The organism is Chromobacterium indicum (assembly GCF_039708975.1).
GTDB classification, from domain to species: domain Bacteria; phylum Pseudomonadota; class Gammaproteobacteria; order Burkholderiales; family Chromobacteriaceae; genus Chromobacterium; species Chromobacterium piscinae.
The window spans coordinates 222,475-246,251 of the sequence record NZ_JAYFSJ010000002.1 but is presented as its reverse complement, the minus strand read 5'-3'; the positions used below and the strand labels follow the sequence as shown (position 1 = coordinate 246,251).

Here is a 23,777-nt window from a genome sequence, read left to right as displayed (position 1 = left end):
CAGGGTCACAGGACGGGACGATTGTAGGCAAAGCCGCCCGCCGCCTCAATCTCCGGCGGCCCGTTCGCGGAAAGCCGCCATCTCGTCGGCGACGAAGTACTCTATCATCGTGCGGTAGACCGCCGCGGTCAGCGCGGGGTCCGCGCCCAGTTCGCCGGCCAGCCGCTCGACGCGGCGCATCACCTGGTCCACCCGCTTGCCGCCTTCCACTTCTTCGCGGCTGTGTTTGAACGCCGCCGCCTGGCGCACGTAAATGCCGCGCTCGGCGATCAGCGCCACCAGCGAGCGGTCGACGCGGTCTATCTGTTCCCTGACTTCAGCCAGGTCCTGGCATTGAAAAACGCTGTCCATTCATGGTCTCCTTAGAAAGCGCGGCATCGGCGCTTGCGCATGAGCGGCTGGCGAAGCCCTGAAGCCCGCCAGCCCGCGGCGCGTCAGTAGTAGTTGAGGCCCATCGCGGCCTTCACTTCGGACAGCGTGCGAGCGGCCACGTCGCGGGCGCGGCGGGTGCCGGTCTTCAGCATTTCCAGCACCGCGGCCGGGTCCTGGGCGTAGCGCTCGCGGCGTTCGCGGATCGGCGCCAGCATCTCCTGCAGGCAGTCTTCCAGATGCTTCTTGATCACAGTGTCGCCCAGACCGCCGCGCTGGTATCGGGCTTTCAGTTCCGCCACCAGCGCCTGGTCCGGATGGAAGGCGTCCAGATAGGTGAACACCACATTGCCTTCCACCTGGCCCGGGTCGGCCACCCGCAGGTGGTTGGGGTCGGTGTACATCATCTTCACCGCCTGGCGGATGTCGTCCGGCGTGGCGGACAAGGTGATGGTGTTGCCCAGCGATTTGGACATCTTGGCCTTGCCGTCTATGCCGGGCAGGCGGGAGCCCACCTCCGGCACCACGGCCCGGGTTTCCACCAGCACCGGCCGCTCGACGCTGGCGTTGAAGCGGCGGACGATTTCATTGGTCTGTTCGATCATCGGGATCTGGTCTTCGCCGACCGGCACGATGGTGGCCTTGAAGGCGGTGATGTCGGCGGCCTGGGCGGCCGGGTAGGTGAGGAAGCCGGCCGGGATGTCGCGCTCGTAGCCGCGCTGCTTGATCTCGTCCTTGATGGTCGGGTTGCGCTCCAGCCGCGCCACCGTCACCAGATTGAGATAGTAGGACGCCAGCTCGGTCAGTTCCGGCACCAGGCTCTGGATGAAGATGGTGCTCTTGGCCGGATCGATGCCGACGGCCAGATAGTCCAGCGCCACCTGCAGCACGTTGTCGCGCACCTTCAGGTAGTTGCCCATATTGTCGGTCAGCGCCTGAGCGTCGGCCAGCAGCAGGAACTGCACGCAGCGGTTCTGCAGGATCACGCGGTTGCGCAGCGAACCGACGTAATGGCCCAGATGCAGCTGGCCGGTGGTGCGGTCGCCGGTGAGGATGATGTCTTGCGAGTTGATGTTGTCCAGATTCATTTCGATCTCCACTGTTGGAATGAGGAGACCGGCAGGGCGGACTGGGGGAGGTGAGGCTAAAAACAAACCCGGTGCGCCTTGTCGGCAGCCTCCGGGTTTTTATTGCATATGCGTTCGCCGGTGCCGCCTAGGAGAGGCGCCACCACCAAAATCGGATTGCGAATGCGGGTGCGGTTTTCATTCTTTCATCAAAACACGGGGCCGAGCGCCGCGTCAAGCCCCTTGCGCTTCAGTGGCGCGAGCCGAGGTCGCGGTCGGCGTCCGGGCCTTCCAGCTGGCGGGTCAGCTCGTCGCAGGCGACGATTTTGCCGTCGCGCAGCGTAATGTGGGCCTGCACCTGAAAGCGGGCGGCGCTGCCGTCTTTCTTGGCGACATGCACCTGATGGTGGGTCAGCACGCAGTCGTCGTCCTGGGCGACGGCCAGGAAATGCACCGCCATTTTTTCCACGACTTCGCGCTGCATGCGCAGGTGGCGCTTGAAGCCGGCCAGATCCAGCTCGCGGCCGTCGACGCGCTGGCGGTAGCCGGGCGCCATGTAGCGGGCGATGCTGTCGTCGTCGACGCGGCCGGCTTCGATCAGCTCGGTGAACATGCCGCGGACGATGGCGAGATTGTCGGGGATATGGAGGAAAGAGCTCATATTGCGGTCTCCTGGACTGGCGCGCCGCGCCGATGGTGGATAGAGACACTGTAGGCGCTTTACGGTTTGATGCGTTAGCGGCAAAGTATCAAGTATTGTCTCAATCGGATCAATTATGGATACGGTCAATCTACCCTTCCATTGTCTGGTGATGGGCGGGGCATCGCATGGCGGTGTCGCCAGCCATGCCCATGCTGTCGGGCAGCTGATCTATCTGCGTCGTGGCGCGATGCTGTGCCAGAGCGAAACCATGCGCTGGCTGATGGCGGCGGGGCAGGTCGGCTGGATTCCCGCCGGCATGGCGCACAGCGCCGAGCCTTTGGCCGAGATCGAAGGGGTGAGCGCCTATGCCGACAGCGCCGCGTATCCGGATCTGCCGACCGAGGCTAGGGTGGTGCCGGCGGGCGGCATGATGGGCTTGTTGCTGGAGAGGCTGCTGAGCTACGAGGCGGAGCCGTGGATCGGCCGTCGGCAAAGGCTGGCCGGCGTGATCATCGACGAGCTGCTGCGTTTGGCGCCTTTGTCGCAGCAATTGCCCCTGCCCGCTGATCGCCGCCTGGGCACCTTGTGCCGGCGGGTGTTGGCGGATCTGGGGCGGGGGTGGCTGCTGGACGAGCTGGCGGCCGCGCATGGGTTTTCCCGCGCCAGCCTGACGCGGGCGTTCGCCAGGGAGACCGGCGTATCGTTTGGAAACTGGCTGGCGCAAGCCAGGCTGTTGGAGGCGGCGCGGCTGCTCAGCGGCGGCGCGGCGGTAGGAGAGGCTGCGCTACAGGTAGGCTATCAGTCCCTGAGCGCGTTTGGCGCGGCGTTCCGTCGCCATCTGGGTATGGCGCCGGGCGAATTCCAGCGTGCTCAGGCCCGCGTTTGAATCCAATACGGCGGTGCGGCCGGGGGCCGGGCCGGGCGCGGCTTGCGAAGTGTTCAGCAGCCGGCGGAACAGCATTTCAGCCAGTTCGCGCTGGGCAGGCGTTTGTCCCTGGTTCGCGGCGGCGATGCCGTCGACCCGCAGCGGGGCGGGCTGCCGCAATGCCGCGATAGGCGATAGATTGGGGTCGGGCAGATTCATGGCGCTCTCTTTGGCAATATTCACAATATTGGAGAGCGAATAGTTGCTATTGTTCTGCTTTTTTTAGGAAATTTACAAATAAACAATGGCATAGCGTCTGGCGACGCCTTGCCTGGATGGCATGGGTGTCCATGTCGGGAGCGAGATGACGATGGCGAGAGAGAGAACGGGCGGATTGGTGTATTCCACCGAGCATGGCCGGATGTGTCCGGAATGCGGGCAGCCCGAGGCCCAATGCCGCTGCAAGGCGCCGGCCGCGCCAGCCGGCGACGGCATTATCCGGGTGTCCAGGGAAACCAAGGGACGCGGCGGCAAGGCGGTGACGGTGGTGAAGGGGCTGCAGTTGACGGCCGACGAACTGGCCAAGGTGGGGAAGCAGCTGCGCGCGCGCTGCGGCAGCGGCGGCACGGTCAAGGACTGGACGCTGGAGATCCAGGGCGAGCACGTGGAGATCGTGATCGCCGAGCTGGCCAGGCTGGGCTTCAAGGCCAAGCGTGCGGGCGGCTAGGCGCCGCCCGCGCCGGGATCAGAACTTCCGGCCCAGCGAAGCCTTGTGCATGATGGTGGAAGCGATTTCCTCAATCGACTTGTGGGTGGTGCTGATGAAGGGCACGCCGTGATGGCGGAACATCGATTCCGCCTCGTTCACCTCGCGCCGGCAGTTGTCCATGCTGGCGTACTTGGAGTCCGGCCGGCGCTCCGAGCGAATGTGGTGCAGCCGGTTGGGATCGATGGTGAGGCCGAACATCTTGTCCTTGAACGGCAGCAGGATTTTCGGCAGCGTCGGGCTGCCCAGGTCTTCCGGCGTCAGCGGGTAGTTGGCGGCGCGGATGCCGTATTGCAGCGCCAGGTAGAGGCAGGTCGGCGTTTTGCCGGAGCGGGACACGCCCACCAGAATCACATCGGCTTCGTCCAGATCCTTCAGCTTGACGCCGTCGTCGTGGTTCAGCGAGAAGTTCACCGCCTCGATCCGGTGATCGTATTTCTCCTCGTTGACCATGCCGTGGGCCTTGCCCACCGTCAGCGTCGCCTTTTGCCCGATCTCATCCTCCAAGCGGCCGATGAAGGTCTCGAAGAAGTCGATCAACACCACGTTTTCCAGCCGCAGCGCCTCGCGCACCTCCGGGTTGACGATGCTGGTGAAGACCAGCGGCCGCAGGTGGTCGCGTTCGGCGATTTCGCTGATCCGCTCGGCCAGCGCGCGCGCCTTTTCCACGGTGTCGACGAAAGGCACGGTCTCGCGCTGGAAGTCCAGCGCGTCGAACTGGGTCAGCAGCGTGTGGCCCAGCGATTCTGCGGTGATGCCGGTGCGGTCTGAAATGAAGAAGGCTGAACGGTGATGCGACATGGATGACCCTGCGGATGGTGGATTTGCCTGCTGCAAAGTGTATACCGGCGCGGGCGGCGGCGATATGGCGGGATTCTGTTCGTTTTCTTCATGTAATCATAAAATTACATGACAAATAACTATTGAGAATGGCCATTTTCAAAACAACTGTTTGATTGTATTGACTTTGTCGACCATCCTGTCGCAAAAAGTCTTGTGCAGCGCAAAAGATGCTACGCAATTCGCACGTAATTCGGCTAGAATGCGGCCCATCGTCCCAATCCCAACACAGGAAGTGAAGTGATGGCAGACAACTACGTCATCTGGTTCGAGAAGCTGCGTATGACCGACGTGGAAGAGGTAGGCGGCAAGAACGCCTCCCTCGGCGAAATGATCAGTCAGCTGGCGGGTTCCGGCGTTCGTGTTCCCGGCGGCTTTGCCACCACCGCCCAGGCGTACCGGGATTTCCTGCAGCATAATGGCCTGGCCGACAAGATCAGCGCCGCGCTCGCCAAACTCGATATCGACGACGTCAGCGAACTGGCCCGGGTAGGCAAGGAAATCCGCCAGTGGATCATCGACACCCCGTTCCCGGCCAAACTGGATGCAGACATCAAGGAAGCCTGGGACAAGATGGTGGTCGACGCCGGCGGCGCCGACATCTCCGTAGCGGTCCGCTCTTCCGCCACCGCCGAAGACCTTCCCGATGCCTCGTTCGCAGGCCAGCAAGAAACCTTCCTGAATATCCGCGGCCTCGACAACGTCAAGGACGCGATGAAGCACGTATTCGCCTCCCTGTATAACGACCGCGCCATCTCCTACCGCGTGCACAAGGGCTTCGCCCACGATGTGGTGGCCCTGTCCGCCGGCGTGCAGCGCATGGTGCGTTCCGACATGGGCGCGGCCGGCGTGATGTTCACCATCGACACCGAATCCGGCTTTGAAGACGTGGTGTTCATCACCGCTTCCTATGGCCTGGGCGAGACCGTGGTGCAGGGCGCCGTGAACCCGGACGAGTTCTACGTGCACAAGCCGACGCTGCGCGCCGGCCGCCCGGCAGTGCTGCGCAAGACCATGGGTTCCAAGCTGATCAAGATGGAGTTCACCGACGCCTCGCAAGCGGGCCGCTCGGTCAAGACCGTGGATGTGGAGCCGGCGCTGCGCAAGGAATTCTCGATCAACGACGCTGAAGTGGCCGAACTGGCCGAGTACGCGCTGATCATCGAAAAACACTACGGCCGCCCGATGGACATCGAGTGGGGCCGCGACGGCGTGGACGGCAAGCTGTACATCCTGCAGGCGCGTCCGGAAACCGTTAAGTCGCAGGAAGACCGCAAGGACACCCTGCGCCGCTACCGTTTGAACAGCAAGTCCGAAATCCTGTGCGAAGGCCGCGCCATCGGCCAGAAGATCGGCCAGGGCACCGTGCGCACCATCCGCGACGCGTCCGAGATGGATCAGGTCAAACCCGGCGATGTGCTGGTGACCGATATGACCGACCCGGATTGGGAACCGGTGATGAAGCGCGCAGCCGCCATCGTCACCAACCGCGGCGGCCGCACCTGCCACGCGGCCATCATCGCGCGCGAATTGGGCATCCCGGCCGTGGTCGGCTGCGGCGACGCCACCCGCGTGTTGAAAGCCGGCATGCAGGTCACCGTGTCCTGCGCCGAGGGCGACACCGGCAACATCTACGACGGCCTGCTGGATGTGGAAATCATCGATCTGGAACTGGACAAGATGCCCAAGGCGCCGGTCAAGATCATGATGAACGTCGGCAACCCGGAACTGGCCTTCGATTTCGCCCAGCTGCCGAACGAAGGCGTGGGCCTGGCGCGGATGGAATTCGTCATCAACCGCCAGATCGGCATCCACCCGAAGGCGCTGCTGGAATTCGACAAGCTGAGCCCGGAGCTGAAGGAAACCATTTCCGACCGCATCGCCGGCTACGCCAGCCCGGTGGACTTCTACGTCGACAAGATCGCCGAGGGCGTGTCCACGCTGGCCGCGGCTTTCTATCCGAAGAAGGTCATCGTGCGCATGTCGGACTTCAAGTCCAACGAGTACGCCAACCTGATCGGCGGCCAGTTGTACGAGCCGCACGAAGAAAACCCGATGATCGGCTTCCGTGGCGCCGCCCGCTACGTGGCCGAATCGTTCCGTGATTGCTTCGAGCTGGAATGCCGCGCGATCAAGAAGGTGCGCGACGTGATGGGCCTGACCAACGTCGAGGTGATGATTCCCTTCGTCCGCACGTTGGCCGAGGCTGAGAAGGTAGTCGAGATCCTGGCCGAAAACGGCCTGAAGCGCGGCGAAAACGGCCTGCGCCTGATCATGATGTGCGAGCTGCCGACCAACGCGGTGCTGGCGGAGAAATTCCTGCAGCACTTCGACGGCTTCTCGATCGGCTCCAACGACATGACCCAGCTGACGCTGGGCGTGGACCGCGACTCCGGCGGCCCGATCGCTTCCACCTTCGACGAGCGCAACGAGGCGGTGAAGGCGATGCTGCACATGTCGATCCAGGCTTGCCGCAAGCTGGGCAAGTACGTGGGCATCTGCGGGCAGGGCCCGTCCGATCATCCGGACTTCGCCAAGTGGCTGGTGGAAGAGGGCATCGAGACCGTGTCGCTGAACCCGGACACCGTGGTGGAAACCTGGCTGTACCTGGCCAAGGAACTGAACAGCTAAGGCTGCCAGTCATCCATCGGTGAATGAGAAACCGCCCGGAAACGGGCGGTTTTTCTTTATCTGCGGCAGCCCGGGCTCAGCGTCCGGCGCCGCCATTCCGGCTTAGCTGATCCTGAATCAGCTTGGCCTTCTCCAGCAGCCGCTCGGTGCCTTTTTCCCGTTCCGCCTCCTGCTCCTGCCGCACTTCCGCGGCCTCGCGCTCGGCCGCCATCGCCTGCTGCTCGCCTTCCTGCAGCAGCGCCTCGATGGCGTCGAAATTGAAGAAGTCGCGGGTATTCGCCAGCCGCTCCGAGTAATGGACCACGTTGGCGGCGTCGGCCAGGATGATGGACGGCGAGGTGTAGCCGCTCAGCGGGTACTCGGTGATCAGCACGCCGTAGCGCTTGTGGAAATCGCGGCCGCGCAGCGTGGAAAGCAGCGCGATATTGGGCAGGCCGTGCTCGTGCCGCGCGCGCGCCAGCGACGACGGCGAGTCGACGGTGATCACGATCAGCTTCAGATGCGGCCAGCTGTCCAGAAAGCGCCGGGTTTCCCGTAGCAACAGCAGGCCGGCGTGATCGTCTTCGTCAACGGACAGCAGGGTGACGATCAGCTTCGGCGTGTGGGAGAAGCCCTCCAGCGGGGCATCGCGCTTCTGGTCGTCCACCAGCATGAAGCTGGGCAAATAGCTGCCTTGGCGTGGGAAATCGCCGATGACGGGCAGCATTTCATCACCGTATTGCACCCAAAAGTCTTCCATTTCCACTCCTCCTAGCATTTTTATCGTGGACGAGTAGACGGCGAAATCAAGAATTTCGTCCTAAATGAAACGAAAAACCCGCCTGGCGGCGGGTTGGCGGAAATGGGCGCGGGCGCCTCAGGAAGTCTGCAGCGCCGGCTCCGGCGCGGCTTCCTGCCGGTTTCTGGGCGGGGTAGGCGGCTCGGCGCCTTCCAGCACCTGGCGCATCTTTTCCACGTCCAGCGCCTTTTCCCACTTGGCGATCACCACGGTGGCGACGCCGTTGCCGATCAGGTTGGTGATGGCGCGGGCCTCGGACATGAAGCGGTCGATGCCGATCAGCAGCGCCAGGCCTTCCACCGGCAGCTTGCCGCCCAGCGTCGCCAGCGTGGCCGCCAGCGTGATGAAGCCGCCGCCGGTCACCGCCGCCGCGCCCTTGGAGGTCAAGAGCAGCACGCCGATGATGGCCAGCTCCTCGCCCAGCGTCAGGTTCACATTGGTGGCCTGGGCGATGAAGATCGCCGCCATGGTCAGGTAGATGGAGGTGCCGTCCAGGTTGAACGAGTAGCCGGTGGGCACCACCATGCCGACCACCGGTTTGGAGCAACCCAGGTTCTCCAGCTTCTTCATGATGCCCGGCAGCGCCGATTCGGACGAGGACGTGCCCAGCACCAGCAGGATTTCTTCCTTGATGTAGACCAGGAAGCGCCACAGGCTGAAGCCGGAGCAGCGGGCGATGGTGCCCAGCACGATGAAGACGAAGGCGAAGCAGGTGAGATACACGCAGGCCATCAAAAAGCCCAGCTGCTTCAGCGAGCCGATGCCGTACTTGCCGATGGTGAAGGCCATCGCGCCGAAGGCGCCGATCGGGGCCAGCTTCATCAGCATATTGATCACGCCGAACAGCGCGTGGGAGAACTCGTCCAGGATGTGGACGATGTTCTTGCCGTTGTCGCCCATCTTGGTCAGCGCCAGGCCCAGCAGCACCGAGAAGGTCAGCACTTGCAGGATCTCGCCGCTGGCGAAAGCGCCGACGACGGTGTCCGGGATGATATGCAGCAGGAAGTCGACGGTGTTCATTTCCTTGGCGCCGGCGGTGTATTTGGCGATGTCCTTGGCGTGCAGCGTGTGCGGGTCGATGTTGAGGCCTGCGCCCGGCTGCAGCAGGTTGACCACGACCAGGCCGATCACCAGCGCCAGGGTGGTGACGGCTTCGAAGTAGAACAGCGCCTTGACGCCGACGCGGCCCACTTCCTTCATGTCGCCCATCTTGGCGATGCCGACCACGACGGTGGCGAAAATGATGGGGGCGATCATCATCTTGATCAACTTGATGAAGGCGTCGCCCAGCGGTTTCATCTTGGCGCCGAGGTCAGGCGCGAGGGCGCCGAGCGTGACGCCCAGCGCGATGGCGATCAGCACCTGGACGTACAGGCGCGAAAAGAAGGGGGTCTTGGTTTGCATGGTTCTCCCGACTGGCGTTGGTTGCTTCGGACGCGGACTCTTGGATGGTCCATTTGCATCCGATGCTAACAACAGCCATCAGCCGGGAGCATTGTCGATATCCCTATCGGGGATAACCCTGATGCTGTATCTGAATTGAATATTCAGTGCAACTGCTTCAGATAGGAGGCGAAGCCGCTGAGCAGCATTTCCACCGAGATGGCGGTCAGCACCAGACCCATCAGCCGCTCCAGCGCGGTGATGGCCTGCTCGCCCAGCAGCTTCTGCAGTTTGCCGGAGAACAGGAACACCACGGTGGTGACCAGCATGCAGATGGTCAGCGCGCCCATCCACTCCAGCATCCGGCCCGGCTCGCGGGTGGACAGCAACAGCACGGTGGCCATCGCCGACGGGCCGGCGATCAGCGGAATGGCGATCGGCACGATGAAGGGCTCGCCGTGCAGCTTGTCGCCGCCGAACACGCTGCCTTCGCCGGGGAAGATCATCTTGATCGCGATCAGGAACAGGATCACGCCGCCGGCGATGCGCATCGATTCGTCGGTCAGGTGCATCAGTTCGAGGAAATTGCGGCCGAACAGCATGAAGATGGTCAGCACCAGGAAGGCGATCAGGCATTCGCGGTAGACCACGCGCTTGCGGCGCTCGGGCTTGACTTGCTTCAGCGCGGAGATGAACAGCGGGATATTGCCCAGCGGGTCGGTGATCAGAATCAGCAGGATGGTGGCGGACAGAAACGAGGTTTGCATGGTCTGAGGCTTGGGTGGGTTCGGCCGCGATTATCTCATGCCGGCCGAATGGCGGCGAGCGGGGATGCGACTGGAAATTAACCGTTCTCGCAGTTCCTGGCGGCGAACGTCCGTAAAAATGCCGCCCGGCCATAGGCGGGGCGGCATTTTTACGGAGTGGGCGGGGGCTTACTGCTCGCCGTTTTCGGATTCGGTCCCGTTTTCACCATCCTTCTGCTTGCGCGCGCTGCCTTCCACCATATTGATGACGAACAGGCGGCATTGCAGCGAGCCGTTGAACAGCGGCGTGCGGCGCTTCGGAGCCAGGTGGATCAGCTTGCCCAGGCGCAGGTCGCCGCTGAACAGGCAGGCGGTCCAGCCGGCGAAGTGGGCCTTCAGCCAGTCGCCCAGCTCCGGGTACCAGGCCGCCAGCTGGTCCTGTTCTTCCAGCCGCACGCCGTAGGGCGGGTTGCTGACGATCAGGCCGTGCTCGGCGTGCGGGCGGGTGTCGGCCACGTCGGCGGCCGCGACCTTGATCAGGTCGGCCAAACCGGCGCGCTCCAGGTTGGCGCGGGCGATGTTGATCATGGCCTGAGAGCGGTCCGAGCCGCGGATGGCCAGCGAAGCGGCCGGCTGCTCGGCTTTGCGCGCGTCCAGCTGCAGTTTTTCCCAAGCGGCGGAATCGAAGCTGGACAGCGCTTCGAAGCCGAAGCTGCGGGCGCGGCCCGGCGCGCGGTTCAGCGCGATGTCGGCGGCTTCCACCAGGAAGGTGCCGCTGCCGCACATCGGGTCCAGCAGCGGCTGGCTGCCGTCATAGCCGGCCAGCAACAGGATGCCGGCGGCCAGGTTTTCGCGCAGCGGCGCTTCGCCGGTTTCCTCGCGCCAACCGCGCTTGAACAGCGGCTCGCCGCTGGTGTCCAGATAGATGGTCGCCTCGTCGGCGGTCAGGAACACGTTGACGCGCACGTCCGGGTGGCGGGTGTCGACGCTGGGGCGGCCCTGATGGGTCTGGCGGAAGCGGTCGCAGATCGCGTCCTTCACCGTCAGGCCGATGTAGTCCAGGCTCTTGACGCGGGCGGCGATGCCGTCGGCCTTCAACTTGATGGTGCGCGACACATCGAACCAGCGCGGCCAGTCCACGCCCATCGCCAGCCGGTAGATGTCCTGGTCGGCGTGGTAGCCGCCATGGGCCAGGCGCAGCAGCACGCGGCTGGCGGTGCGGCTGTGCAGGTTGACGGCCATCATCAGCCGCGCGTCGCCGGCGAAGGCCACGCCGCCGTCGGTCGGCGCGATGTCGCCGGCGCCCAGCGCCAGCAATTCGTCGGCCAGAATCTGCTCCAGGCCGCGCGGGCAGGGAGCGAACAGCGACAGCCGGCTGTCCAGGCGATTGGTGATCACGTTTTCGGCGCGGGCGGCCGGCGCGTGGCCGTGGCCGCCGTCATGCGGGCGCTGTTCGAAAGCGCGGCGCGGCTGGTCGACGCGGTGGGTGTCGCCGAAGGGCTGCAGGCCGCGCGGGCGATGCTCGTGCCGGTCGCCGCGCGGGCCGCGGTCTTCGCGCGGTTGCCATTGCGGCTTGTCGTCGCGGCTGAAGCGGTTGTCGCGCTCGCCGTCCTCGCGCTTGGAGAACAGCTTGCGCGGCGCGTCGCCGTCCTGGCGCGGGGCGCGGTCTTCGCGCGGCTGCCACTGCGGCTTGTCGTCGCGGCGGAAGCGGTTGTCGCGCTCGCCGTCCTCGCGCTTGGAGAACAGCTTGCGCGGCGCGTCGCCATCCTGGCGCGGGGCGCGGTCTTCGCGCGGCTGCCACTGCGGCTTGTCGTCGCGGCGGAAGCGGTTGTCACGCTCGCCGTCCTCGCGCTTGGAGAACAGCTTGCGCGGCGCGTCGCCATCCTGGCGCGGGCCGCGGTCTTCGCGCGGTTGCCATTGCGGCTTGTCGTCGCGGCGGAAGCGGTTGTCACGCTCGCCGTCCTCGCGCTTGGCGAAGGGCTTGCGCGGCGCGTCGCCGTCCTGGCGCGGGCCGCGGTCTTCGCGCGGTTGCCATTGCGGCTTGTCGTCGCGGCGGAAGTGGTTGTCGCGCTCGCCGTCCTCGCGCTTGGCGAACACCTTGCGCGGACCGCTGTCGCCATAGGGCGCGCGGTCCTTGCGGGCTTGCCACTGCGGCTTGTCATCGCGGCGGAAGTCGCCTTCTGCGCGCGGCTTGAATTCGCGCGGCGGGGCGTCTTCGGTATGCAACGGCTTGCGGCCGGACGGGCCGCGGTCGCGGCTGTAGCGCTTGTCCTGCGGCGCGCCGTCGCGGCGGAATTCGGAAGCGCGTTCCACGCCTTCCGGCAGCGGCTTGCGGCTGGACGGACCGCGGTCGCGGTCGTAGCGGCGCTCATGGCCGGCTTCCGGCTGGCGCTTGTCGAAACGGCGATCATCCTGGCGCGGCTGCCAAGCCGGCTTGTCGCCGTCGCGGTTGAAACGTTTCTGCTGGCCTTCGCCGCGCTCGTCCGAACGCTTGTCGAAACGGCGGTCGTCCTGACGCGGCTGCCAGGCGGACTTGTCGCCGTCGCGGTTGAAGCGCTTTTGCTGGCCTTCGCCGCGGTCGTCAGGGCGCTTGTCGAAGCGGCGGTCGTCCTGGCGCGGCTGCCAGGCGGGCTTGTCGCCGTCGCGGTTGAAGCGCTTTTGCTGGCCTTCGCCGCGGTCGTCAGGGCGCTTGTCGAAGCGGCGCTGCTCCTGGCCTGGCTTCCAGTCAGGCTTGCCCGGACCGGGCCGCTGGCCGGAATAGGGCGCGCGCGGCTTGCCGTCCTGAGGCTGCCGATCCGGGGCGCTCGGGTTTCCGCCTGCCGGCGAGTTGGCCGCGCGTTCGCGGCTGGTTTGATCGCGGCGCTGGCTGGCGCGTTGGCGGGAGCGGAAACTGGACATGAAACGACCTCGAATGGACAAGCTAAAATAAGTAATCCTTTAATTTTAACGTATTTGGCCGCCGCCTGCTTGGTGACGCTGCTGCTTTCCGCTACCATAACCGGTTCGATTGGATATTGGATTGCGATGTTGCACAGCAGTTTCGCCTCCCGGCTGGTGGCCTGGCAACGGCGGCACGGCCGCCACGACCTGCCCTGGCAGGTGACGGATCCATACCGCGTCTGGCTGTCGGAGATCATGCTGCAGCAGACTCAGGTGAAGAGCGTGCTCGATTATTATCCGCGCTTCCTGGCCCGTTTCCCGGACGTGGCGGCGCTGGCCGCCGCGCCGGCGGACGACGTGCTGGCGCAGTGGAGCGGCCTGGGTTACTACAGCCGGGCGCGCAATCTGCACAAGGCGGCGCGGATGGTGATGGACGAGTTCGGCGGCGCGTTTCCGGCCGAGCGTGAGCAACTGGAGCGTTTGCCGGGCGTAGGGCGGTCCACCGCCGCCGCGATTTCGGCCTTCGCCTTCGGCCGGCGCGAAACCATCTTGGACGGCAATGTCAAACGCGTGCTGGCGCGCTGTTTCGGCATAGACGGCTTTCCCGGCGACAAGGCGATCGAGAAACGGATGTGGGCGCTGGCCGAGCAGATCCTGCCGCCCGACGCCGCCGACATCGGCCCCTATGTGCAGGGTTTGATGGACCTGGGCGCGACGGTGTGCAGCCGCGGCAAGCCGGCCTGTACCGTCTGTCCGATGGTGGACGGCTGCGTGGCGGCGCGCGAGGGCCGCGCCGGCGAGCTGCCGACGCCGCGGCCGAAAAAGACGGTGCCTACGCGCCACACGGCGATGCTGCTGGCGCGGCACGAAAACAAGGTATGGCTTGAGCGCCGGCCGCCCACCGGCATCTGGGGCGGGCTGTTGTCGCTGCCGGAGTTCGGCACCACGCTCGAGATGGAAGGCTGGCTGAGCGGCAGGGGCGATGGCGACATGCTGCCCGCCTGGCCGGAGCTAGAACATGTATTCACCCATTTTCGCCTGATCATCACGCCGCAGCCGGTCCGGATCGACCGCCTGGCCGCGGCGGGAGTCGCCGAGGCCGATGGCCAGTGGCTGGACATCGATCAGGCGGTGGACGCCGGCGTGCCGGCACCGGTGCGCCGATTGCTGCTGAGGCTGGCGGCGCATGATTGAAAGAGGGCAGGCTAGCCCTGTCCGCGTGGCCAATCCGCTGGCCGGGCGCGCCCGGCCGCGGCTTAAAGACGGCTCGTCCGTCCAGATAGAACTGATATGGTTTCCGTAGTCCGCACCGTTGCCGATACCCTGGCCGACGCCGCCGACCCGGCGCGCTGGCTGGAGCGCATGTCCGCCGCTTTCCCCGATCAGGACGGCGCGCTGCTGGCGCGCGCCTTCCATGCCGCGCGGGAGCTGTACGCCGGCAAGACCGTCCCCTCCACCGGAGAAGACCTGTTCACCCACGCGGTGGCCGCCGCCGCCATCGTCGCCGATCTGAATTTGCTGCCCGACGCCATCGTCGCCACGCTGCTGTTTTCGGCGCCGGATTACCAGCCGGAATGGCAGGCCTGGCTGACCGAGGCCTTCAACCCGACCGTGGCGATGCTGGTGGACGGCGTCGGCGGCGTGCGCCGCATCACCGAGTTCGCCCGCATCGACCGGATGGCCACGCCGGAGGACTGCGCGCGCCAGGCCGAGACCATGCGCAAGATGCTGCTGGCGATGGTGGCCGACATCCGCGTGGTGCTGATCAAGCTGGCGTGGCGCACCCAGACCATGCACTACCTGGCCAACGTGTCCGATGAGACGACGCGCCGCCGCATCGCCGGCGAGACGCTGGAGCTGTTCGCGCCGCTGGCCAACCGCCTGGGCGTGTGGCAGATCAAATGGGAGCTGGAGGACCTGGGCCTCAGGCACACCGAGCCGGACACCTACAAGAAGATCGCCAAGCTGCTGGACGAGCGCCGGCTGGAGCGCATCGACTACATCGAGCGGGTGCTGGACGTCCTGCGCGACGAATTGAAAAAGGCCGGCGTCAGAGCCGAGGTGGCCGGCCGGCCCAAGCACATCTACTCCATCTGGAAGAAGATGAAGAAGAAAAGGCTCGATTTCACCGAGCTTTACGACATCCGCGCGGTGCGCATCCTGGTGGACAAGCTGCCGGACTGCTACACCGCGCTCGGCATCATCCACGGGATGTGGCAGCCGATCCGCGGCGAATTCGACGACTACATCTCCCATCCCAAAGCCAACAACTACCGCAGCCTGCACACCGCGGTGGTCGGTCCCGAGGACAAGGCGCTGGAGGTGCAGATCCGCACCTTCGAGATGCACGAGCACGCCGAGTTCGGCGTCGCCGCCCACTGGCGCTACAAGGAAGGCGGCAAGGGCGACGCGGCTTACGAGGAAAAGATTTCCTGGCTGCGCCAGCTGCTGGACTGGCGCGAGGAAATGTCCGATCGCGAAGGCCTGGCCGAGGCGTTCAAGACCGAGCTGTTCGCCGACACCATCTATGTGCTGACGCCGCAGGGCAAGGTGCTGGCGCTGCCGCAGGGCGCGACGCCGATCGATTTCGCCTACGCCATCCACTCCGGGCTGGGCAACCGCTGCCGCGGCGCCAAGGTGGAAGGGCAGATCGTGCCGCTGTCCACGCCGCTGCAGAACGGCCAGCGCGTGGAAGTGCTGGTGGCCAAGGAAGGTGGCCCGTCGGTCAACTGGCTGCACGACGGCTGGGTGAAGAGCCACCGCGCCATCTCCAAGATCCGCCAGTACATCCGCCTGCAGAACGCCGACACCGTGCGCGAGACCGGCAAGGCGCTGTTCGAGCGCGAGCTGGCGCGGCGGCCGCACATCCAGCCCAATCTGCAGCAACTGGCGGAGAAGCTGGGCTACGACAAGCTGGACGAAGTCTATGGCGCGCTGGGGCACGGCGAGCTGACGATACGCGCGGTCAGCAACGCGATCACCAGCTTCGCGCCGCCGCCGGCGGTGGAGGTGCAGCCGGAAAGCCTGATCCGCGCCAGCAAGGGCGGCCACGACGCCGGCGGCGTGCTGATCGAGGGCGTGGACAACCTGATGACGGTGCTGGCCAAGTGCTGCAAGCCGGCGCCGCCAGACCAGGTGATGGGCTTCGTCACCAAGGGCCGCGGCATCTCCATCCACCGCAGCAGCTGCCTGACCCTGAAAAAGCTGTCGCAGGAAGTGCCGGAACGGCTGATCGCCGCCGAGTGGGGCGAACAGAAGAACAGCGTGTTCCCGATCGACATCGAGGTGATGTCGCAGGACCGGCCTGGCCTGCTGCGCGACATCTCAGACGTGCTGTCGCGCGAGAAGCTGAACCTGATCGGCGTGAACACCCTGTCGCGCGACCAGAAGAGCCGCTTGCGGCTGACGGTGGAAGTGCGCCAGGTGCAGGACATCAGTCGCGTGCTGTCGCGCCTGATGGAGTTGTCCGGCGTGCAGGAGGCGCGCCGGGTCTGAGCGGTAACGGAGAAGCCGGCTGGAATGCCCGCGGGACGGGCGTTGCGGCCGGTTTCGCTTTTGGCGCGGGCGAGTGGCCGGCGCCGGACGGTTTGCGTTTAAGCAAGTCGCATCGATTCGCAATTTGCTTTCATGTGAAGAAATTTTCATAATCGTGGGCATTGCCCTGGGTAAACCGCCGTCATGCGGTTTGCGCCTTTTGGACGCATACGAGAGAGATCGATATGTCTGCACTGATTGAAGCCGCGCGCCGCGCGCTGTCCCTGATGGACCTGACCACCCTCAACGACGACGACACCGATGAGAAGGTGGCCGCGCTGTGCCGCAAGGCCAAGAGCCCGGATGGCACCGTGGCGGCGGTATGCGTTTACCCGCGCTTCGTGCCCATCGCCAAGAAGACGCTGCGCGAAGCGGGTTGTCCGGAAGTGCAGGTGGCCACCGTCACCAACTTCCCGCACGGCAATGACGACATCTCGATCGCGGTGGCCGAAACCCGCGCCGCCATCGCCTACGGCGCCGACGAAGTGGACGTGGTGTTCCCGTACCGCGCGCTGATGGCCGGCAACCGCGACATCGGCTTCGAGCTGGTCAAGGCCTGCAAGGAAGCCTGCGGCGGCAAGCTGCTGAAGGTGATCATCGAAAGCGGCGAGCTGAAGGACGCGGCGCTGATCCGCGCAGCCAGCGAGATATCCATCCGCGCAGGCGCGGATTTCATCAAGACCTCCACCGGCAAGGTGCCGGTCAACGCCACCTTGCCCGCGGCCGAAGCCATGCTGGCCGTCATCAAGGAGCAGGGCGGCGAATGCGGCTTCAAGGCCGCTGGCGGCGTGAAGAGCGCCACCGAGGCAGCCGAATATCTGGCTCTGGCCGCGCGCCTGCTGGGCGAGGGCTGGGTAAGCGCCCGCCATTTCCGCTTCGGCGCGTCCAGCCTGTTGGCCAATCTGCAGATCGAGATCGCCGGCGGCGTTGCCAAGCCGACATCCGGCTACTGATCCATTCAAGAATTCGCGGGGTTACCGCACTCTGGCCGGGCGATTTCCCGGCCGCACCGCCCATCGCCGTTTCATTCTGCAGCGCGATGGGTTTCAGGCAGGAGAATGCCATGTTTTTGCCGCAGGAAATCATCCGCAAGAAACGCGACAACCTGACGCTGTCGCAACAGGACATCCAGCAGTTCGTCGCCGGCATCACCGACAACAGCGTCGCCGATAGCCAGATCGCCGCCTTGGCGATGGCCATCTACTTCAACGGCATGGAGCTGGACGAGAACGTCCACCTGGCGCTGGCGATGCGCGATTCCGGCCGCCGCATGCACTGGAAAGACTTGAATCTGCCGGGCCCGATCGTGGACAAGCATTCCACCGGCGGCGTCGGCGACGTGGTGTCGCTGATGCTCGGGCCGATGGTCGCCGCCTGCGGCGGCTTCGTGCCGATGATTTCCGGCCGCGGCCTGGGCCACACCGGCGGCACGCTGGACAAGCTGTCCGCGGTGCCCGGCTATAACCCGTTCCCGGAGCCGGAGCTGTTCCGCAAGGTGGTGAAGGATGTGGGCGTGGCCATCATCGGCCAGACCTCCGACCTGGCGCCGGCCGACCGTCGCTTCTACGCCACCCGCGACGTCACCGCCACCGTGGAGTCGATCGCGTTGATCACCGCGTCCATCTTGTCCAAGAAGCTGGCGGCGGGGCTCGACGTGCTGGTGATGGACGTGAAGGCCGGCAGCGGCGCCTTCATGCCGACCATGCAGAAGTCGATCGAACTGGCCGAGCGCATCGTCAAGGTGGGCAACGGCGCCGGCGTGGCCACCACCGCGCTGATCACCGAGATGAGCCAGCCGCTGGCCTCCACCGCCGGCAACAGCATCGAAACCCGCGAAGCGGTGCGCTACCTGAAGGGCGACGAGCGCAACCCGCGCTTGCACGAAGTGACGATGGCGCTGTGCGCGCAGATGCTGATCGGCGGCAAGCTGGCCGCCGACGAGGCCGATGCTCGCGCCAAGCTGCAAGCAGGTCTGGATTCCGGCCGCGCCGCCGAGATCTTCGGCCGCATGGTGACCGCGTTGGGCGGTCCGGCCGACTTCATGGAAAACTACGACCGTCATCTGGCGCCGGCGCCGATCGTGCGCCCGGTGTACGCCGACCGCTCAGGCTACGTCGGCGCGATGGACACCCGCGGCATAGGCATGGCTGTGTGCGCGCTGGGCGGCGGACGCCGTCTGGCCACCGATGTGCTGGATTTCCGCGTAGGACTGTCGCAGTTCGTTGAACTGGGCCAGAATATCGGCAAAGACACTCCGCTGATGATGATCCACGCCGCCGACGAGGCGAGCTTCGAAGACGCGGCGCGCCGCGTCAAGGCCGCCATCCGCGTTGACGACGCCGCGCCGTCCGAGCTGCCGCTGGTTTACCAGATCATCCGCGGCGAATAAGGCTGGGGAGGCATCATGAAACGCGCAATCATCTTGATCTTGGACTCGCTGGGCATCGGCGCGGCGGCCGACGCGCCGGCGTTCGGCGACGCCGGCAGCAACACGCTGGGCCACATCGCGATGGAGGCGGCCGCCGGCCGCGCCAACGTCGGCCGCAGCGGCCCGCTTAAGCTGCCCAATCTGTCCAAGATGGGCCTGGGCCACGCCTGCCGGCTGTCGTCCGGCTATTTCCCGGAAGGCATGGACCCGGCCGATCCGGTAGCCGCCTACGGCTACGCCCGCGAAATCTCCAGCGGCAAGGACACCCCGTCCGGCCACTGGGAGATCGCCGGCGTGCCGGTGCTGTTCGACTGGGGCTATTTCAGCGACCACGACAACAGCTTCCCGCAGGAGCTGCTGGACGCCATCGTCGAGAAGGCCGGCCTGCCGGGCTTCTTGGGCAACTGCCACGCTTCCGGCACCGAGATACTGGACCGCCTGGGCGAGGAGCACATGAAGACCGGCAAGCCGATCTTCTATACTTCGGCCGACTCGGTGTTCCAGATCGCCTGCCATGAAGAGACTTATGGCCTCGACAAGCTGTATGAGCTGTGCAAGATCACCCGCGAGCTGCTGGAGCCGTACAATATCGGCCGCGTGATTGCCCGGCCCTTCGTCGGCGAAGGCAAGGGCAAGTTCGCCCGCACCGGCAACCGCAAGGACCTGGCGGTGGAGCCGCCGGCGGCCACGGTGCTGAAGAAGCTGGCCGACGCCGGCGGCGATGTGGTGTCGATCGGCAAGATCGCCGACATCTACGCCCACGTCGGCATCACCCACAAGCACAAGGCCACCGGCTTCGACCAATTGTGGGACGCCACGCTGACGGCGATGGACCAGCATCAGGACAAGCCGGCCATCATCATGGCCAACTTCGTCGACTTTGACTCCAGCTACGGCCACCGCCGCAACACCGCCGGCTACGCCGCGGCGTTGGAGGAGTTCGACGCGCGGCTGCCCGAGGTGATGGCCGCGATGGGCGACGACGACATCCTGATCTTGTCCGCCGACCACGGCTGCGACCCCACCTGGCCCGGCACTGACCACACCCGAGAGCATATCCCGGTGCTGTGCTACGGCAAGAAGGTGAAGGCGGGCGCCATCGGCGAGCGCGCCACTTTCGCCGACATCGGCCAGAGCGTCGCCCGCCATCTGGGCCTGCCCGATATGGACTACGGCGCGTCCTTCCTGGACTGATGCCGCCGCCCCGGGCCGCCGCGCGCGGCCCGGCGTCGTTTTTCCCGGTCCGCGCAAGCGGGGCGGGAGCAGAATCATTTAGAGGAGACCTTGAATGGCAACCCCGCATATCAACGCCAAAGACGGCGCCTTCGCCGAAACCGTACTGATGCCTGGCGACCCGCTGCGCGCCCAGCTGATCGCCGAAACCTTCCTGGAAGGCGCGGAGCTGGTCACCAACGTGCGCAACGTGCTCGGCTACACCGGCACCTACAAGGGCAAGCGCCTGTCGGTGATGGCCCACGGCATGGGTATCCCGTCCGCCAGCATCTACACCACCGAGTTGGTCAAGGACTACGGCGTCAAGAACATCATCCGCATCGGCTCCTGCGGCGCGGTGACGCCTGACATCAAGCTGCGCGAGCTGTTCGTCGCCATGGGCGCGTCCACCGACAGCAAGGTCAACCGCATGCGCTTCAACGACCACGACTACGCCGCCATCGCCGATTACACGCTGCTGCGCACCGTGGTGGACACCGCCGCCGAGCAGGGCAAGCCGATCACAGTCGGCAACGTGTTCTCCGCCGATCTGTTCTACGGCGTGCAGCCGAACATGCTGGACGTGCTGTCCAAGATGCAGGTCAACGTGATCGAGATGGAGCTGGCAGGCATTTACAGCGTGGCCGCCCAGTACGGCGCGCGCGCGGTCGGCATTCTGACCGTGTCCGACATTATCCCGACCGGCGAGGCCACCAGCGCGGAGGAGCGCCAGACCTCCTTCCGCGACATGATGGAAGTGGCGCTGGACGCCGCGATCAAGCTGTAAGTCACTGATAGCCATGATTAAACGGGCGCCGGATGGCGTCCGTTTTCGCATTGCGGAACGGAGTGTGGCATGCGCGCACATCGTTTATCGTGCAGTGCACAAAAAATGCTTGCCTAATCCAGATGGGATACCGATAATCGGTATTGCATCAGGGCGTTGCGCACTGTGGCGTTCCTGGTGTTGTCTCCTCCATCCTCCTTCTTTAGGTGGAACTTGGCGCAACACGCTTGAGCGTTGCGCTTTTTTTTTGCCGCCGTTTTTCGCCCGGATTCCACCGTTTCCCGCCTGCTGGAAATCTGTTGTGTCACAAGGGTTTGACAGCTACCCGGCCACTGCACTAGAATCCGTAACTTTCAAGAATTACGATGGAAGAGTTCCATGAAGACCTTTTCTGCCAAGGCGCATGAGGTAAAGCGCGAATGGTACGTGGTCGACGCCGCCGATAAGGTGCTGGGTCGCCTGGCTGCCGAAATCGCCCGCCGTCTGCGTGGCAAACACAAGCCGGAATTCACCCCGCACGTTGACACTGGCGATTTCATCGTCGTAGTGAACGTCGACAAGCTGCGCGTGACCGGTACCAAGGCACAAGACAAGAAGTACTACCGTCACTCTGGTTACCCGGGCGGCATCTACGAACGCACCTTCACCGAACTGCAAAACCAGTTCCCGGAGCGCGTTCTGGAAAAGGCCGTGAAAGGCATGCTGCCGAAGGGTCCGCTGGGCTACGCCATGATCAAGAAGCTCAAGGTATACGCCGGCGCTGAGCACCCGCACGTCGCCCAACAGCCCAAAGTGCTGGAAATCTGATTTTAAGGCTTAACAATGAACGGTAAATACTACTACGGCACTGGCCGTCGCAAGAGCTCCGTTGCTCGCGTGTTCATGCAGAAGGGTTCCGGCCAGATCATCGTTAACGGCAAGCCTGTTGACGAGTATTTCGCCCGTGAAACCGGTCGCATGGTTATCCGCCAGCCGCTGGTTCTGACCGAAAACGTCGAATCCTTCGACATCAAGGTGAACGTTGTCGGCGGCGGCGAAACCGGCCAAGCCGGCGCGATCCGCCACGGCATCACCCGCGCCCTGATCGACTTCGACGCTGCTCTGAAGTCCGCTCTGTCGGCAGCTGGCTACGTGACTCGCGACGCTCGCGAAGTTGAACGTAAGAAGGTCGGCCTGCGCAAAGCTCGCCGCGCCAAGCAGTTCTCCAAGCGTTAATCGCGGATTCCTGCTCGAAAAAACCGCCCGGCTTCGGCCCGGCGGTTTTTCTTTTGCTGTGCACTTGCCGCCACAGCGTCTACTGCCTAAACTGTCGCTTTTGCGACATTTTTTTACATAAAGGGCAGTCCACATGATCAAGGTTGGGATCGTCGGGGGCACCGGTTACACCGGCGTCGAGTTGTTGCGTTTGCTGGCCAAGCATCCGCAGGCGCGCGTGACTGCGGTGACTTCGCGCAAGGATGCCGGCATCCGCGTCGACGAGATGTTTCCCAGCTTGCGCGGCCGCATCGATCTGGCGTTCAGCACGCCCGACGAAGCCAGGCTGCAGGACTGCGACGTGGTGTTCTTCGCCACGCCCAACGGCATTGCGATGCAAGAGGCCGCCGCACTGCTGGACGCCGGCGTGCGGGTGGTGGACCTGGCGGCGGACTTCCGCATCAAGGACGTGTTCGAGTGGGAGAAGTGGTACGGCATGCCGCACGCCGCGCCACAGCTGGTGGCCGACGCCGTTTACGGCCTGCCCGAGGTGAATCGCGAGGCCATCCGCGGCGCCCGGCTGGTGGCCAATCCGGGTTGTTATCCGACTGCCGTGCAACTGGGCTTCCTGCCGTTGATCGAGTCGGGCGCGATCGACGCCTCCAGCCTGATCGCCGATTGCAAGTCCGGCGTGTCCGGCGCCGGCCGCAAAGGCGAGATCGGCGCGCTGCTGGCCGAGGCCGGTGATTCGTTCAAGGCTTACGGCGTGTCCGGCCACCGCCACTTGCCGGAAATCCGCCAGGGTTTGGCGCGCGCCAGCGGCAAGCCGGTGGGGCTGACTTTCGTTCCGCACCTGACGCCGATGATCCGGGGCATCCACGCCACGCTGTACGCTAGGCTGTCCAAGGATGTCGATCTGCAGCAGCTGTTCGAGGCCCGTTATGCCGGGGAGGCCTTCGTCGATGTGCTGCCGGCGGGCAGTCATCCCGAAACGCGCTCGGTGCGCGGCGCCAATTTGTGCCGGATCGCGGTGCACAGGCCGCAGGGCGGCGACACGGTGGTGGTGCTGTCGGTGATAGACAACCTGGTCAAGGGCGCGGCGGGCCAGGCGGTGCAGAACATGAACCTGATGTTCGGCCTGCCGGAGACGGATGGTCTCGATGTGGTGCCGCTGTTGCCGTGATCGCAGGGCTGGGGCTTGAAGGCTCGCCATTCGCCCTGATATCCGACTAAAATAGTGGGTGAATGGCCGCGACCGGCCCGATTGAATTGCGAGGTTACACATGACAGAAGCTGCTACCGAAATGCCGTGCCCGATCAACTTCACCGAAAGCGCCTGCGCCAAGGTGCAGGATCTGATCGCTGAAGAGGGCAATCCCGACCTGAAGCTGCGCGTGTTCGTCACCGGCGGCGGCTGTTCCGGCTTCCAGTACGGTTTCACGTTCGATGAAATCGCCAACGAGGACGATACCGCGATCGAGCGCCAGGGCGTGACCTTCCTGGTGGATCCGATGAGCTACCAGTACCTGGTCGGCGCCGAGATCGATTACCAGGAAAGCCTGGAAGGCTCGCAGTTCGTGATCCGCAACCCGAACGCCACCACCACTTGCGGTTGTGGTTCTTCGTTCTCGGTGTGATACTGAACGCAGGTAAG

21 protein-coding genes are annotated in these 23,777 nt (G+C 64.9%); 13 read left to right on the top strand and 8 right to left on the bottom strand.

What is annotated here, in order from left to right:
• Nucleotides 1-45: 45 nt before the first annotated feature.
• From VA599_RS03780 to VA599_RS03770, 3 genes are all read right to left on the bottom strand, one after another.
• Entirely contained in the window at nucleotides 46-351 is a 306-nt protein-coding gene (locus VA599_RS03780) for a chorismate mutase (protein WP_104945226.1), read from the bottom strand.
• An 83-nt stretch (nucleotides 352-434) separates the two neighbouring features.
• Nucleotides 435-1,457 carry a tryptophan--tRNA ligase gene (gene trpS / locus VA599_RS03775; RefSeq protein WP_429838488.1) on the bottom strand — a complete coding sequence of 341 codons (1,023 nt, stop codon included), beginning with the start codon at nucleotides 1,455-1,457 and terminating at the stop codon, nucleotides 435-437.
• A gap of 229 nt (nucleotides 1,458-1,686) precedes the next feature.
• Nucleotides 1,687-2,097, bottom strand: coding sequence for a nuclear transport factor 2 family protein (locus VA599_RS03770; RefSeq protein ID WP_104945224.1), 411 nt, complete (start codon nucleotides 2,095-2,097; stop codon nucleotides 1,687-1,689).
• A 115-nt stretch (nucleotides 2,098-2,212) separates the two neighbouring features.
• Between VA599_RS03770 and VA599_RS03765 the strand changes: the two genes are divergently transcribed.
• Both VA599_RS03765 and VA599_RS03760 read left to right on the top strand, forming a co-directional pair.
• Nucleotides 2,213-2,965: an AraC family transcriptional regulator gene (locus VA599_RS03765; protein ID WP_346787706.1), complete on the top strand. Its 753-nt coding sequence runs from the start codon at nucleotides 2,213-2,215 to the stop codon at nucleotides 2,963-2,965.
• A gap of 349 nt (nucleotides 2,966-3,314) precedes the next feature.
• The gene (locus tag VA599_RS03760; RefSeq protein ID WP_031296914.1) at nucleotides 3,315-3,671 is read left to right on the top strand and encodes a translation initiation factor Sui1; all 357 of its coding nucleotides are present in this window, start codon (nucleotides 3,315-3,317) and stop codon (nucleotides 3,669-3,671) included.
• Nucleotides 3,672-3,689: 18 nt separating this feature from the next.
• Here the strand turns inward: VA599_RS03760 and ppsR are convergent, their stop codons facing one another.
• On the bottom strand, nucleotides 3,690-4,511 hold the full coding sequence (gene ppsR, locus VA599_RS03755; protein WP_021478807.1) for a posphoenolpyruvate synthetase regulatory kinase/phosphorylase PpsR: 822 nt from the start codon (nucleotides 4,509-4,511) through the stop codon (nucleotides 3,690-3,692).
• Between the two features lie 282 nt (nucleotides 4,512-4,793).
• Between ppsR and ppsA the strand changes: the two genes are divergently transcribed.
• Entirely contained in the window at nucleotides 4,794-7,181 is a 2,388-nt protein-coding gene (gene ppsA, locus VA599_RS03750; protein ID WP_346787705.1) for a phosphoenolpyruvate synthase, read from the top strand.
• 76 nt (nucleotides 7,182-7,257) lie between these two features.
• Here the strand turns inward: ppsA and VA599_RS03745 are convergent, their stop codons facing one another.
• The 4 genes from VA599_RS03745 to VA599_RS03730 all read right to left on the bottom strand — a co-directional run bounded on the left by VA599_RS03745 (nucleotide 7,258) and on the right by VA599_RS03730 (nucleotide 11,471).
• On the bottom strand, nucleotides 7,258-7,920 hold the full coding sequence (locus VA599_RS03745; RefSeq protein WP_021478809.1) for a thioredoxin domain-containing protein: 663 nt from the start codon (nucleotides 7,918-7,920) through the stop codon (nucleotides 7,258-7,260).
• A 117-nt stretch (nucleotides 7,921-8,037) separates the two neighbouring features.
• Nucleotides 8,038-9,363: a dicarboxylate/amino acid:cation symporter gene (locus VA599_RS03740; RefSeq protein WP_346787704.1), complete on the bottom strand. Its 1,326-nt coding sequence runs from the start codon at nucleotides 9,361-9,363 to the stop codon at nucleotides 8,038-8,040.
• Nucleotides 9,364-9,506: 143 nt separating this feature from the next.
• A complete protein-coding gene (locus tag VA599_RS03735; protein WP_021478811.1) occupies nucleotides 9,507-10,109 on the bottom strand; it encodes a MarC family protein in 603 nt (200 codons plus the stop codon).
• Nucleotides 10,110-10,277: 168 nt separating this feature from the next.
• Nucleotides 10,278-11,471 carry a THUMP domain-containing class I SAM-dependent RNA methyltransferase gene (locus VA599_RS03730; RefSeq protein WP_346787805.1) on the bottom strand — a complete coding sequence of 398 codons (1,194 nt, stop codon included), beginning with the start codon at nucleotides 11,469-11,471 and terminating at the stop codon, nucleotides 10,278-10,280.
• 1,644 nt (nucleotides 11,472-13,115) lie between these two features.
• Here VA599_RS03730 and mutY point away from each other — a divergent pair.
• From mutY to erpA, 10 genes are all read left to right on the top strand, one after another.
• Nucleotides 13,116-14,162, top strand: a complete 1,047-nt coding sequence (mutY, locus tag VA599_RS03725) for an A/G-specific adenine glycosylase (protein WP_346787804.1) — start codon at nucleotides 13,116-13,118, stop codon at nucleotides 14,160-14,162.
• A 96-nt stretch (nucleotides 14,163-14,258) separates the two neighbouring features.
• Nucleotides 14,259-16,463 (top strand): RelA/SpoT family protein, encoded by a 2,205-nt coding sequence (locus VA599_RS03720; RefSeq protein WP_346787703.1) that lies wholly within the window; start codon nucleotides 14,259-14,261, stop codon nucleotides 16,461-16,463.
• A gap of 224 nt (nucleotides 16,464-16,687) precedes the next feature.
• Entirely contained in the window at nucleotides 16,688-17,455 is a 768-nt protein-coding gene (gene deoC, locus VA599_RS03715) for a deoxyribose-phosphate aldolase (RefSeq protein WP_346787702.1), read from the top strand.
• A gap of 110 nt (nucleotides 17,456-17,565) precedes the next feature.
• Entirely contained in the window at nucleotides 17,566-18,891 is a 1,326-nt protein-coding gene (gene deoA, locus VA599_RS03710) for a thymidine phosphorylase (protein WP_104945218.1), read from the top strand.
• Between the two features lie 15 nt (nucleotides 18,892-18,906).
• A complete protein-coding gene (locus tag VA599_RS03705) occupies nucleotides 18,907-20,124 on the top strand; it encodes a phosphopentomutase (RefSeq protein WP_346787701.1) in 1,218 nt (405 codons plus the stop codon).
• Between the two features lie 94 nt (nucleotides 20,125-20,218).
• Complete coding sequence (gene deoD, locus VA599_RS03700) at nucleotides 20,219-20,929, top strand: purine-nucleoside phosphorylase (protein ID WP_104945216.1); 711 nt, start codon at nucleotides 20,219-20,221, stop codon at nucleotides 20,927-20,929.
• Between the two features lie 378 nt (nucleotides 20,930-21,307).
• Nucleotides 21,308-21,736, top strand: coding sequence for a 50S ribosomal protein L13 (gene rplM, locus VA599_RS03695; protein ID WP_021475775.1), 429 nt, complete (start codon nucleotides 21,308-21,310; stop codon nucleotides 21,734-21,736).
• 15 nt (nucleotides 21,737-21,751) lie between these two features.
• Nucleotides 21,752-22,144, top strand: a complete 393-nt coding sequence (gene rpsI / locus VA599_RS03690; RefSeq protein ID WP_021475776.1) for a 30S ribosomal protein S9 — start codon at nucleotides 21,752-21,754, stop codon at nucleotides 22,142-22,144.
• A 133-nt stretch (nucleotides 22,145-22,277) separates the two neighbouring features.
• Entirely contained in the window at nucleotides 22,278-23,306 is a 1,029-nt protein-coding gene (gene argC / locus VA599_RS03685; protein ID WP_346787700.1) for an N-acetyl-gamma-glutamyl-phosphate reductase, read from the top strand.
• Between the two features lie 121 nt (nucleotides 23,307-23,427).
• A complete protein-coding gene (gene erpA, locus VA599_RS03680) occupies nucleotides 23,428-23,760 on the top strand; it encodes an iron-sulfur cluster insertion protein ErpA (protein ID WP_369826569.1) in 333 nt (110 codons plus the stop codon).
• The last annotated feature ends 17 nt before the right edge of the window (nucleotides 23,761-23,777 follow it).